At 72.9% G+C, this 12,567-nt stretch carries 9 protein-coding genes; 5 read left to right on the top strand and 4 right to left on the bottom strand.

The genetic code is table 11. The features are described from left to right. The first annotated feature begins 3 nt into the window (after positions 1-3). Entirely contained in the window at positions 4-642 is a 639-nt protein-coding gene (locus QSK10_RS23900) for a response regulator transcription factor (RefSeq protein WP_184787918.1), read from the top strand. A 113-nt stretch (positions 643-755) separates the two neighbouring features. On the opposite strand, the gene QSK10_RS23895 is transcribed toward QSK10_RS23900, so the two are convergent. Then, positions 756-1,082, bottom strand: coding sequence for a hypothetical protein (locus QSK10_RS23895; RefSeq protein WP_285665176.1), 327 nt, complete (start codon positions 1,080-1,082; stop codon positions 756-758). Positions 1,083-1,722: 640 nt separating this feature from the next. Between QSK10_RS23895 and QSK10_RS23890 the strand changes: the two genes are divergently transcribed. Beyond that, a complete protein-coding gene (locus tag QSK10_RS23890) occupies positions 1,723-3,585 on the top strand; it encodes a M48 family metallopeptidase (RefSeq protein WP_285665175.1) in 1,863 nt (620 codons plus the stop codon). 6 nt (positions 3,586-3,591) lie between these two features. On the opposite strand, the gene QSK10_RS23885 is transcribed toward QSK10_RS23890, so the two are convergent. Both QSK10_RS23885 and QSK10_RS23880 read right to left on the bottom strand, forming a co-directional pair. Next, the gene (locus tag QSK10_RS23885; RefSeq protein WP_285665174.1) at positions 3,592-4,716 is read right to left on the bottom strand and encodes a glycosyltransferase family 4 protein; all 1,125 of its coding nucleotides are present in this window, start codon (positions 4,714-4,716) and stop codon (positions 3,592-3,594) included. 14 nt (positions 4,717-4,730) lie between these two features. Then, on the bottom strand, positions 4,731-5,996 hold the full coding sequence (locus QSK10_RS23880) for a M48 family metallopeptidase (protein WP_285665173.1): 1,266 nt from the start codon (positions 5,994-5,996) through the stop codon (positions 4,731-4,733). Here QSK10_RS23880 and QSK10_RS23875 point away from each other — a divergent pair. From QSK10_RS23875 to QSK10_RS23865, 3 genes are all read left to right on the top strand, one after another. Continuing rightward, positions 5,995-7,614 (top strand): NYN domain-containing protein, encoded by a 1,620-nt coding sequence (locus QSK10_RS23875; RefSeq protein WP_432705359.1) that lies wholly within the window; start codon positions 5,995-5,997, stop codon positions 7,612-7,614. The genes QSK10_RS23880 and QSK10_RS23875 overlap by 2 nt on opposite strands. 340 nt (positions 7,615-7,954) lie before the next feature. Then, the gene (locus QSK10_RS23870) at positions 7,955-8,497 is read left to right on the top strand and encodes a hypothetical protein (protein ID WP_285665172.1); all 543 of its coding nucleotides are present in this window, start codon (positions 7,955-7,957) and stop codon (positions 8,495-8,497) included. Between the two features lie 66 nt (positions 8,498-8,563). After that, positions 8,564-10,339, top strand: coding sequence for a DEDD exonuclease domain-containing protein (locus tag QSK10_RS23865; protein ID WP_285665171.1), 1,776 nt, complete (start codon positions 8,564-8,566; stop codon positions 10,337-10,339). 170 nt (positions 10,340-10,509) lie between these two features. Here QSK10_RS23865 and QSK10_RS23860 read toward each other — a convergent pair whose 3' ends face one another. Continuing rightward, positions 10,510-12,237, bottom strand: a complete 1,728-nt coding sequence (locus tag QSK10_RS23860; protein WP_285665170.1) for a RelA/SpoT family protein — start codon at positions 12,235-12,237, stop codon at positions 10,510-10,512. Positions 12,238-12,567: the final 330 nt, after the last annotated feature.

Raw genomic sequence — 12,567 nt, 5'->3', positions numbered from 1 at the left:
CGGATGACGATCCTGCTAGTTGACGACCACGATCTGATCCGCAAGGGTCTGCGGCACGCGTTCGAGCGCGATCCCCAGTTCGAGGTCACCGGCGAGGCCGGCAGCGTCGCCGAGGCACTCCGCAAGGCCGCCGCGCTCCAGCCGAGCGTGGTGATCATGGACCTGCGGCTCCCCGACGGCAGTGGCCTGGAGGCCACCCGCAAGCTCCGCAAGGCCCACCCGTCCATGGGCATCGTGGTCTTGACCATGTACGCCGGCGACGACCAGCTCTTCGGCGCCCTGGAGGCCGGGGCCAGCGCCTTCGTCCCCAAGAGCGCCCCCGCCGACGACGTCGTGTCGGCCGCCCGGCACGCCGCCGCGACCCCCAACGCGTTCACCGCCGGCGACCTCGCCGAGGCCATGAAGCGCCGCCTGACCCCGACCGGCCCGCAGCTGTCGCCGCGCGAGTCGCAGGTCCTGAAGCTGCTCGCCGACGGCATGAGCGTCGCCGGGATCGCCAAGCAGCTCTACGTGTCGGAGTCCACGGCCAAGACGCACATCTCGAAGCTGTACGAGAAGCTCGGCGCCGGCAACCGGGCCCAGGCCCTGATGACCGCCCTGCGCCTCGGGCTGCTCGAAGCGCCGGACGCGCCGAAGTTCTAAAGGCGAAGCGGCCTGCCCGCTCCGGTGGGGAGCGAACCGGGGCGGGCCGAAACGCACATGATGGTGGGATAGACGGCGAGCTCGCTCGGGGGCGGGCTCGATTCCGTGGGGCGTCATTCGCCGCCGAAGCCGCCATCGCCGGACGAGGAACCGCCGCCGGACCAGCCGAAATCGCCGGTCTCACGCCGACCCCGGTACAGGTCGTGGCCGGACCGGTCGGGGAGGACACCGCTGTCGTCGGACCAGGCCGCCTCGTACCGGTCATCGCGGGAGAACACCTTCCCCGCCCAGGCGGCCACGTCGCCGACGACGGTGTGCCGCACCCATGATGAGCCGCCCGGGTCGAGCCTCCGGCTCCTCGCCGCCAGTACCAGCGCGATGCCGGCCCCGATGACCGCGATCCCCGCCAGCCCGGCCGGTACGTACTTGCGCAGCCCCATGGGGCCACGGTAGGCCATGTCGGCTTCGCGTCCCACCCCCGATTTCCTCGCCCCGCGCGATCGGCCTCGACGGGCGACTGTCGCGCCGCGGCGAGCCTGTGGCCCGCACCGGTCGTGAGCCCGTGCCGGGGGCGGGCCGGTGGACCGGTGGGGCATCAGCGAGATCGGCGGCCTCTCGACCGGGTACCGCCCGGACCTCACCTCGTGGCCCACGGTCGCGTGGCCCTCGACGGCGAGCCGAAGCGGCCGTCCGGCTTCACCGACGCGGTGGTCTTCCAACACCGCCACGGGTGTGAGAGCGCGGCATCGTCCACGGAAGCCACGCCACGTGCGTCCCCTGTGGCACGGAAGAACCGCCGCCGGTGCGGAATCCGGCCTGAGCAGCCCACCTGGCGGGCGGTGCCCGGCGAGCGCGGCATCGTCCGCGAGAGAACCGGGTGCGTCCCGTGCGGCGCCGAACCGCCCCGGCTCGGGACGGGCTTCCGGCCCGCCCGCCGGAAGGCTCCCCGGCGAGCGCGCGTCCTTCCCGTGCGCGGCCCACGTCCCCGGCACACCGCCCGATCCTCCGGCGGCCTTCGCAACCCTCCCGCAACTCCGCCGTGACCGTGGTCTCACCTTCCGGCGTTACCCTCTTCTGCTTGTGCCCACTACGGAACCCCTCCCCCACCGCCCCTCTCGTGCCGCGACCTCTCTGCGCGCGGCCCTCTCCCTCTTCCTGCTCCTCGGCTTCTATCTGATCGCGGCCGCCGCGGCCCTCGGCGTCCTCGGTCTGTCCATCTGGGTCACCACCCGGAGCCAGAGCGCGGGGGCGTTCAAGATCCTCGCGATCGGGCTCGGCATCACCGCCGCGATCGTGATCGCGCTGTGGCGTTCGCTGCGGACGCCGCCGTTCGTCCCGCACGGCCTGCGACTCACGCCCGAGGCCGAGCCGGAGCTGTGGGCGCTGACCGCCGACACCGCGCGGCGGGTCGGGACGCGGGTGCCCGACGAGATCTGGGTGATCCCCGAGATCAACGCCGCCGTGGTGGAGCGCACGAAGCTGCTCGGCCTGGTCGGGGGACGCCGGTACATGATGGTGGGCCTGCCGCTGCTGGCCGCCCTGAGCACCGACGCGTTCCGCGGTGTCATCGCGCACGAGCTGGGCCACTACAGCCACTCGCACACGCGGCTGGGCGCGATCGCCTACCGGGGGCACATCGCGATCGGGCACATGCTGGCGCAGTTCGCCGGGCGGCGGTTCAACCCGCTGACCTGGATCTTCCGGGGCTACGCGGTCCTCTACGGCCTGGTGCAGTCGGCGGTGAGCCGCAGCCAGGAGTTCGAGGCCGACCGCGTCGCCGGCCGCATCGCGGGCCGGGAGCCGATGCGCGCGGCGCTGACCGAGCTGATCGTGCTGGACCGGGCCTGGGACTTCTACATGGACGACTACGTCTCGATGGGCCTGGGCGCCGGGCTGGCCCCGAGGGGCGTCTACGCGGGCTTCGGGATGCTGCTGGACGGGCGCGGCGAGGCGCTGCGGAAGCTGCGCGAGGAGCTGCCGGAGCAGCCGAAGTCGCTATGGGACAGCCACCCGCCCATCCCGGTGCGGGTGGCGGCGCTGGCCGACGCCCCCGAGCGCGGCGAGGTGAGCGACCCGCGTCCGGCGCGGGCGCTGCTGGGCGACTTCGCGGCGGTGGCCGCGCGGGTGGAGTCCTTCACCTTCGACATGGGCGACCGCGAGGTCCTCGACTGGCCCGACTACATCGCGCGGTCCTTCGTCGCGCAGGCGCATCTGACCGCCGACGCGGGCTACCGGGCCGCGGGCCGGGCGTTCCGGGTGACCACCCTGGCCGAGATCTTGGAGCGGATCGAGACTGAGGGCCCTGCGGCGCTGGAGGCGCTGCGGCGCGCGAACTTCCCCGAGGGCGCCTTCGCCGCGATGGTCGTGGCCGCCGGTGCCGACTCCGGTGTCCTGCGGGTGGAGCTGCGCTGGGACGGGCCGCTGCGGGTCCACCGCGTCGACGGCGAGGAGTTCGACCTGAAGACCATCGTCGAGGCCATCGAGACCGACCCGGAGGCCGCGCGGATCCTGCTGGCCGACCTCGGCCTCGACATGGCCCTGGCGAAGGGCGGGACGCGGGCCGCCGAGCCGACGCGCATCGGCGCGGCGGTGGCCAACGTCCAGGTCAACGGCGTCCACTACGACGCCCTGCTGACCGACGAGGGTGTGCTGTTCCTGCCGTGCCCGTCGTCCACCGACGACGGTGAGGAGCGCCTGGCGCGGCTGGTGTCGCACCCGCAGGGCGTGCGGGCGCTGATGACGTGGCCGAACGCGTGGTGGCTGCCCTACGAGGAGGTCGCCGGGGCCGAGATCCGCAAGGCGGTCCCGGTCCGGGCGGTCCTGCGGCTGCACTCCGGCGCCGACGTGGAGATCGCCGAATCGTGGACGGGCGACGCGCTGGGCGACTCGGAGAAGGCGCTGCGGGCGATGCTCACCGAGTTCGCGCAGCGCGGCGGGCGCTGAGGCGCCTCACGCGTCCAGCAGCTCCGACAGCCGCGCCGCCTGGCGGTCCCACGTCCACTCCCGGCACACCCATTCGCGTCCGGCCGCGCCGAGCTTGGCGGCCAGCGCGCGGTCGGTGAGCAGCTCGACGAGCCGGTCGGCGAGGGCGGGGACGTCGGTGCCGCCGACCACGTGGCCGGTCTGGCCCTCGATGACGGCGTCGGGGGCCCCGCCGGAGTCGCCGGCGATGACGGGCAGCCCGACGGCGCTGGCCTCCAGGTAGACGATGCCGAGGCCTTCGACGTCGAGGCCGCCGTTGCGGGTGCGGCAGGGCATGGCGAAGACGTCCCCGGCGGCGTAGTGGGCGGGGAGTTCGGCGTAGGGCACCGAGCCGGTGAAGACGACGGCGTCGGTGACGCCCTCGGCGGCGGCCAGGGCCTTGAGCTTGTCGCGGTGGGGTCCGCCGGAGACCAGCAGGAGCGTGGCGTCGGGGACGCGCTTGCGGACGGCGGGCAGCGCGCGGATGAGGGTGTCCTGGCCCTTGCGGGGCACCAGCCGCGACACGCACACGATGACGGGCTTGCCGGTGAGGCCGTGGCGCTCGCGGACCTCGGTGCCGTCGACGCCGGGGTGGAACGCGTCGACGTCGACGCCGGGGGCGAGGTGCTGGAGGTCGGTGAGCTCGCCGAGGGAGGGCGCCAGGCGGGTGCGCTGGTACTCGGTGAGGTAGGTCAGGACGTCGGTGTGGCGGGCGATGCGGCGCAGCAGCGCGCGGGCGCCCGGCAGGGCCGCCCAGCCGATCTCGTGGCCGTGGGTGATGCCGATGGCGCGGGTGATCCCGGCCTTCTCGCGCAGCGCGGGGGCGAGGAGCCCGAGGGGCGCGGCGGCGCCGAACCAGACGGTGTCGCAGTCGTGCTCGCGGGCCAGCGCGACCGCGCGGCGCGACACCCGGGGCGTGGGCAGCAGGACGCCGGTGTTCTCGCGGATCACGGGGTAGGGCTGCTCGGCGTCGAAGGACGACGGGTCGCGCCAGGTGGAGCAGTAGACGACGAGGGAGCCGGGCGGGCGGCGCAGGGCCAGGTTGTGCACGAAGGACTGGATGCCGCCGGGGCGGGGCGGGAAGTCGTTGGTCACGAGCAGGGTGCGCCGCATGGCCCCAGACGTTATCAGCGGCTCCGGTGCTCCCCGGCGGCGGCGATGCGCTCGGCGGTGGTGGGGTGGCTGCCGAAGATCAGCTGGACGATCCAGGGCGGATCGACGTCGGAGTGGTTGGCGGCGGCCAGCCGGGCCTGCATCGCGGCGAAGCCCTCGGCGTCGCCGGTGAGGTCGAGGGCGTGCTGGTCGGCGCGCGCCTCCATGCGCCGCGAGACCAGGTTCTGCAAGGGCGCCGACAGCAGGCCGACGACGGCGAAGACGGCCAGGATCAGCGCGAGCGCGCGGGGGCTGGTGACGCTCTCGGCTCCCACGCGGCGCAGGAGCCCCGTCCAGGACCCCAGGACGGCCAGCCCGCACACCGCCGCGGCCGCGCCGAGGGCGCCCAGGACGGTGCCGGTGAACACGTCGCCGTCCTTGGCGTGGCCGAGTTCGTGGGCGACGACGGAGACGACCTCGTCGGGGGTGGCCTCGCGCAGGAGGGTGTCGTAGACGACGATGCGGCGGGTGGGCCCGATGCCGGAGACGTAGGCGTTGACCGCGTTGGTGCGGCGGGAGGCGTCGGCGACCAGGACGTCGCCGACGGGGACGCCGTCGCGCGCGGCGAGGTCCAGCAGCTCGGTGCGCAGCGGCGAGTCGGGCAGCGGGTCGAACTTGTTGAACACCGGCTCGATGACCAGCGGGTACAGCATCGACATCAAGACCACCAGCAGCGCCGCCCCGGCGGCCGCGATCGCCCACCACAGGCGCGGCGCGAGGCGTGTGAGTGTGTAGAAGGCGCCCAGCACGACCAGGCCCAGGACCGCGCTGACGGCGTAGGACTTGGCCACGTCCACCGCCCATCCGCCCCAGCCCTGTGTGGACAGTCCGTGCCGGACCAGGACGGCGTGCCGCCACGCCCCGAACGGCAGGGTGGCCAGCTGCCCCAGCAGCAGGACGGCCAGGCCGCCCAGCAGCGCCTCGGCGAGCCACGCGCCCCCGAAGGGCCGCCCGCATGCGGCGACGATGCGCGCGCCCAGCGGCGTCAGGCCCAGGGCGAGCGCGGCGAGGAGTCCGGCGGCCATCGACAGGAACGCGCCGGGACGCAGGTCGCCCGACAGGGACTTCCCGGCGGCGACGGTCCCGGCGGGCAGGGACGCCACGGCGGCGTCGACGGCCTCACGCGGCGGCGCGGGCGGATCGGTCCAGGGCACCAGGACGATCGCGGCGATGATGAGGGCGGCGAGCAGCGCGAGGAGCGCGTAGGACGCCGGCTGGCGCAGCGCCTGGGACAGGGCCATGAGGTACCGTATCGGGCGGCGGGATCGCGTGGTGTCGCAGATCTCGGGGAATCGGCCGGGTGAAGAGCGGGCTGCCGCGCGCGAAGCGCTCGGCCAAGTGACACACTTGACGCATGTCGGTACGGACCCCAGCGCGCCGCACGTCGCGGCCTGTCGTGTTGTGGGGGCACGCTGCGCTCTTTTTTCCCGTACCGGCCGAGACGTGAACGCGCGGCCGGGTGAGGACCCGGCCGAGTCCGGGGAGTTCCACCCCACCGAAGCCGATGGCGCCGCCGAGCTCGACGCCAATGAGCCGGACGCCACCGAGCCCGACGCGGCCGAGCCGGAGCTGCCCGAGGCGGTCCGGTTGCGGGTGATCCAGCTCGCGGCGCATTCCATGCCGACGTTGCGGCGCGATGAGCTGCCGCGTCCGTTGTGGCCGGTGGCGAAGTGGGAGCCGCGCCGCCGCGCGCGCCTGGGCGGTTCGAAGATCGCCGCGCAGCTGGCGGTCGATCCCGACTTCCGCGCCGCCATCGCCACCCGCGCCACCGACGAGGCCGGTGAACTGGGCGCGGCGGTGTCGGCGGGCGCTCCCCCGGCGGCGGCCGACCCGGTCGAGGTGGCGGCCCTGGCGTATCTGACGCGTCCCGAAGGCTGGCTGGACCTGCTGGGTTCGGCCGGTGCCGCGGTGCGCAGCATGGACGAGGACGCCGAGGTCACCGCGCGGCTGGCGCGCGCGCAGCAGGCCGTCGCGCACGCCGAGCACGACAAGGCCCTCGCCGAGCGCGAGGCGGAGAAGCTGCGGGTGGAGCTGGCCGAGCTGCGCGACGAGGTCAACGAGCTGCGCTCGCAGTCCCGGACGATGTCCAAGGACCTGCGCGAGGCGACCCGCCGCGCCGACAAGGCCACCGACTCCCTGGCCGCCGAGCGGGGACGCCTGGCGAAGGCCGGTGAGGACCACAAGGTCGAGGTGCGGCGGCTGCGCGCCGAGCTGGAGCAGTCCTCCAAGGCCCTGGAGGCCGCCCGGCACGGCGCCCGCGACGCGCGCGCCCTCAACGACGCGCGGCTGTGGCTGCTGCTGGAGACCATCGGCGGCGCCGCGCAGGGCCTGCGCCGGGAGCTGGCGCTGGAACCGGCCGAGCGGACCCCCGCCGACCTGGTCGCCGGGGCGCTCGCCGAGTTGCCGGGCGCGGCCGGGCAGGCCGCCGCGCGCGGGCTGGAGGCCGACGATCCGGCGCGCCTGGACGACCTGCTGTCGCTGCCGAAGGCGCACCTGGTCGTCGACGGGTACAACGTGACGATGCGCGGCTACAAGGAGCTGTCGCTGGAGCAGCAGCGCGCCCGGCTCATCCGCGGGCTGGGCGGGCTGGCCGCGCAGACCGGCGCGGAGACCACGATCGTCTTCGACGGCGCCGAGCGCATCCACGGGCTGCCACCGGCGCCGCGCGGCGTGCGCGTCCTGTTCTCCAAGAAGGGCGTCACCGCCGACTCGGTGATCCGGGAGCTGGTCCGCAACGAGCCCGACGGGCGCGTGATCGTGGTGATCTCCTCCGACAAGGAGGTCGCCGACGGGACGCGCAGGCACGGCGCGTACCCCTTGTCGTCGGACACGCTGCTGCGGCGGCTCGGCCGCTCCTAGCCCACGCGGCCGAAGAATCTAATCCGAGTCCGGATCGTTACTTACGTTTCTTTCGTGCGATGCACCACTTCGGCATGGATCCGTAAGCGATTCGGCGAGTTCGTTCTCTAAGCTCTCGACACACCCTGCTCGCCGGAGAGGTCACGGCGAGCAAGCGGCACCGGAGGGAACGGCGCGGACCGGCAATCGGGGGCGCCCGCGCCGTCCTTCCGGAGTAAGCAAGATCATCTGGCACGAATCCGGGACTCCGTCGATCGCGACCGCCCGCAGACTTGTGATCATCAGGGACACCGGCAGTCCCGCCCACTAGAACTGTCGACCCGAAGGAACAAGCGCCCCCATGAAGAAGACCGTGCTCGCCGTCACCGCCGTCCTCTCCCTCGGACTCCTCGCCGCCTGCGGCGCCGACGACAAGCCCGCCTCCCCGAAGTCGGACACGAACAAGAGCCAGGACACTCCCAAGGACGACAAGAAGCCCGCGGGCAACGCCCTGGACGCGCCCTACAAGTGGGAGGACGGCTTCGTGGCCACCCTCACCGGCTTCGAGCGCAAGAAGTCCTCCGACACCGCCTCGCCGGGCAACACCGACTACGTCGAGTTCACCATCCAGGTGGAGAACGGCACCGGCAAGGATGTCGAGCTGACCCTGTTCAGCATCGCCTGCAAGACCGGCACCGACGGCAAGGCCTCCGAGGAGATCTTCGATGAGGGCGTCGGGGCACAGCTGACCGGCACCGTCCAGGCCGGCAAGAAGGCCACGGGCAAGTTCGGCTGCGCGATGCCCACCTCCGACAAGACCCTCCAGGTGGAGATCTCGCCGAACTACGGCGACGACATCACCAAGCTGCCCAAGACCGCCGTCCTCTCCGGCGACGTCAAGTAGCGGGTTAGTACAGACGCGCGACATCCCCGCCGTCCCCTGTCAGGGGCGGCGGGTATGGTCCCGTCCGTGGTCGACACGGAGAACACGGCGGGAACCCCGGGGACGTCCCCGGCGAACGGGCGGCGCAAGGCCGTCCAGCCCTCGCTCCTCGACCGCGGCGAGCCCCTCTCCGAGATCACCTTCGTGGTGGTCGACCTGGAGACCACCGGCGTGGCCGCCGACTCCGCCCAGATCACCGAGATCGGGGCGATCAAGGTCCGGGGCGGCGAGATCCTCGGCGAGTTCGCCACCCTCGTCAACCCCGGCGAACCCATCGACGCGCGCATCACGATGCTGACCGGCATCAGCGACGACATGGTCGCCTCCGCACCGCGCATCGCCGAGGTCCTCCCGGCGTTCCTGGAGTTCGCCGCCGGAACCGTCCTGGTCGCCCACAACGCGCCCTTCGACGTCGGCTTCCTCAAGGCCGCCGCCGACCGCTGCGGCTACGCCTGGCCCAAGCCCCGGGTCGTGGACACCGTGGTCCTGGCCCGCCGCCTCGTGGACCGCGACGAGGTCCCGAACAAGCGCCTGGGGACCCTGGCGCGCTACTTCCGCGCCACCGTCTCCCCCAACCACCGCGCGCTGGCCGACGCTCGCGCGACCGTCGACGTCCTGCACGCGCTGTTCGAACGCCTCGGCGGGCACGGCGTCCACACCTACGAGGAACTCGCCGAGTTCGGCCGCCAGGTGCCGCCGGAGCTGCGCGCCAAGCGCAAGCTGGCCGAGCGGGTCCCCGACTCCCCCGGCGTGTACATCTTCCGCGACGCCGACGACCAGCCCCTCTACGTCGGCACCTCGATCAACATGGCCTCGCGCGTCCGCTCGTACTTCACCGCCGGTGAGACGCGGCGGCAGATGCGCGAGATGGTGCGGCGCACCTTCCGCATCGAGACCGTGGAGTGCGCGCACGGGCTGGAGGCCGAGGTGCGCGAGCTGCGGATGATCGCCGCCCACAAGCCGCCGTTCAACCGCCGCTCCAAGCACCCCGAGGGCGCGGTGTGGCTGAAGCTGACCAGCGAGCCGTACCCGCGCCTGTCGGTGGTGCACCGGCTGAGCGAGAAGGACTCCCACTGGCTGGGGCCGTTCAGTTCGCGCGGCTCGGCCGAGGCGACCGCGCAGGCCATCGTGGAGGCCGTCCCGCTGCGGCAGTGCACGCCCCGGCTGTCCCTGCGCACGCTCAGCCCGGCGTGCGCGCTGGCCGAGCTCGGCAAGTGCCCGGCGCCGTGCCGCCACGAGATCTCCGCCGACGCCTACGGCGAGCTCGTCACCACCGTCGCCGAGACCATGACCGGCGATCCCGACGGCGTCGTGCGGCCGCTGCTGGACCGCATCGGCGCCCTGGCGGACATGGAGCGGTTCGAGGACGCCGCCGTCGTCCGGGAGCGCCTGGCGGCGTTCCTGCGGGCCGCGATCCGCACCCAGCGGCTGGCGGGGCTGACCCGCATCGGCGAACTGACCGCCGCCCGCCGAGCGGCCGACCGCGGCTGGGACATCGCCGTCGTCCGGCACGGCCGCCTGGTGTCGGCGGCGCACTCGGCGCCCGGGGTGAGCCCGATGCCGTCGATCGAGGCGGCCCTGGCGACCGCCGAGACCGTCGTGGGGACGCTCCCGGCGGCCTACGCGGCCGAGACGGAGAAGATCCTGAACTGGCTGGAGCATCCCGACACGCGGCTGGTGCACACCAGCGACGGCTGGTCCTCACCCGCGCGCGGCGCGGCGCGGCATCGCCCGCTGCTGGCGAAGGCGGAGGAGACCCCGGCCTTACTCGGGAAGGTCGGCGACCGGCGCAACCGGCGGTGAGGGGACCGGGGATCCGGGCTCCGCTCGCGGGGAGAAAGATGGGCACCCTCGGGGGTCGGCGTACGCGTGTCCCTCGTCCGGCGCCGTTCGGCCTCGAAGGCGATACGCGGCCCGCGTCGGCCGAGAGGGATTCATCCGTCTTTCGTCCCGGCGGCGGCGCTTTCCGGAGCTCAGGCCGACTCGGCCACCGCGTGCCACGGCGTTAACGGCACCCGGTCGACCATGTCGATGAGCCGGTCGGCGAGCTGCCCGGCGTCCAGCTTGCCGTCGGAGACGGCCAGGCAGAGCGCGTCGACGTCCCGGTAGCCCAGGTCGCGGCCGAGGCGCATGAGCGGCTCGTCGGTGGACAGGCCCCGGTCGCGCTGGTGCAGGGCGGCCTTGAGGGCGGTGCGGCCGGCCGTGATGCGGTCGGCGAGGGCCTTCTCGCCCCGGTCGTCGCGGTGCCCGGCGAACCACTGGCTGATCTGGAGCTGCGCCTGGGGCGTCTTGGCGGTCAGCAGCCACTCCTGCGAGGGGCCGGGATAGTCGCCGCCTTCGGCGGTGATGATCTCCACGAGGTCGCCGTCGGCCAGGCCCCGGGAGAGGGGTACCAGGCGCCCGTTGACGTAGGCGCCGATGAGGCGGTCGCCCAGGCGCGTGTCGACGCTGTAGGCGAGGTCCACGGGCGTGGCGGCCAGCGGGAGGAGGACCTGGCGGCCCTGGGAGGTGAAGACCAGGATCTGCTCGTCGGCCAGGTCGCAGCGCAGGGACTCCAGGAACTTCGCCGAGTCGTTGGTCTCGCGCTGCCAGTCCAGCAGCCGCGTCAGCCACAGCAGCTTGTCGGGGCCCTTGTGCGCGCGCTGCCCGGCGGGACCGAGCTGGGCGATGATGCCGAACTCGGCGATCCGGTTCATCTGCGAGGTGCGCACCATGACGTCCATCGGCTCGTGATCCGGGCCGAAGACGGTCGTGTGCAGCGACTGGTACATATTGAACTTCGGGGAGGCGATGAAGTCCTTGAAGCGCCCCGGGATCGGCCGCCACGTGTTGTGGACGGCGCCCAGGGCGGCGTAGCAGTCGGTCTCCGAGCCGTCCACCATCAGCACCAGCCGCAGCGGGTCGTGCCTGCCGGCGGGACGGCCCGCCGAGCGTTCCCGGTAGACCGAGTAGTGGTGCCGGGGACGGTCCACGACCTCGGCGGCGACCCGGACCTCGCGCAACTGCGGCGCGAGCTTGCGCCGCGCCGCCTCCACTCTCGCCTCCCGGTCGCCCCGGCCGTCGAGGTACTCGCCGATCTCGGCGTACATCTCCGGTTCCATGATGCCCAGGACGAGGTCCTCCAGCTCGCTCTTGAGCGCGTAGAGGCCCAGCCGGTCGGCGAGGGGGATGAGGACGTCCTGGGTGCCCTTGGCGATACGCACCTGCGAGGGCCGCGACTTGAAGCCGAGGGTCTGCATGTTGTGGAGGCGGTCGGCGAGCTTGATGACCATCACCCGGACGTCGCGCCCGGCGGCCACGATCAGCTTGCGGATCGTCTCGGCCTCGGCGACGTCCCCGAAGGAGACCTTGTCGAGCTTGGTCACGCCGTCGACCATCCAGGCGACCTCGGTGCCGAAGTCGGCCCGCAGCTGCTCCAGGGTGTAGCTGGTGTCCTCGACGGTGTCGTGGAGGAGACCGGCGGCCAGCGTGGTGGTGTCCATGCCGAGCTCGGCGAGGATCTGGGTGACCGCGAGGGGATGCGTGATGTAGGGCTCGCCGCTCTTGCGCATCTGGCCGCGGTGCATCTGCTCGCCGATGCGGTAGGCCTTGCGCAGCAGCGGGATGTCGGCGGAGGCGTACTGCGCGCGGTGCGTGCGCACGAGCGAGTCGACCAGCGCGGACAGTCCGTGGACGTCCACGGGTGATGACGATCGCGTCATGAACGCACGTAGCATTTCGCACCTCCTCGGCCGCATCTCGCGTCTTGGGCGATCCTAATCGGACATGAGGACAGAACCTAGTGATCGTCGGCGAAGTGTCGGTCATCCGATCGGACGAATCAGTGGTACTAAAGGCCCCTGTCGCACCGGGTGTGCGACCGAGAGTGACCTTCGTCAATATCCGACGGCGGGGCGCTCCCCAGGTGGCACTCAGCGTCTACACAGGACGATCAAGCGGACCGTCCACTGCGGACTTTCAGCCTATGCCCGGGGGCCTTTCCGCGCGCCCGTAGCCGGAAATGGAAGACCCCGCTGTCCGTTATCGGACAG

It is taken from the genome of Actinorhabdospora filicis (assembly GCF_030269765.1).
Taxonomy (GTDB): Bacteria; Actinomycetota; Actinomycetes; order Mycobacteriales; family Micromonosporaceae; genus Actinorhabdospora; species Actinorhabdospora filicis.
This window is presented reverse-complemented; position numbering and strand designations above follow the sequence as displayed.

What these genes read in the sequence shown, in the direction of transcription:
- QSK10_RS23895 (WP_285665176.1), bottom strand. Translation starts at nt 1,082, where the DNA reads ATGGGGCTGCGCAAGTACGTACCGGCCGGGCTGGCGGGGATCGCGGTC.
- QSK10_RS23885 (WP_285665174.1), bottom strand. Translation starts at nt 4,716, where the DNA reads ATGCGGCGCACCCTGCTCGTGACCAACGACTTCCCGCCCCGCCCCGGC.
- QSK10_RS23880 (WP_285665173.1), bottom strand. Translation starts at nt 5,996, where the DNA reads ATGGCCCTGTCCCAGGCGCTGCGCCAGCCGGCGTCCTACGCGCTCCTC.
- QSK10_RS23875 (WP_432705359.1), top strand. Translation starts at nt 5,995, where the DNA reads ATGAGGTACCGTATCGGGCGGCGGGATCGCGTGGTGTCGCAGATCTCG.
- QSK10_RS23870 (WP_285665172.1), top strand. Translation starts at nt 7,955, where the DNA reads ATGAAGAAGACCGTGCTCGCCGTCACCGCCGTCCTCTCCCTCGGACTC.
- QSK10_RS23860 (WP_285665170.1), bottom strand. Translation starts at nt 12,237, where the DNA reads ATGACGCGATCGTCATCACCCGTGGACGTCCACGGACTGTCCGCGCTG.
- QSK10_RS23900 (WP_184787918.1), top strand. Translation starts at nt 4, where the DNA reads ATGACGATCCTGCTAGTTGACGACCACGATCTGATCCGCAAGGGTCTG.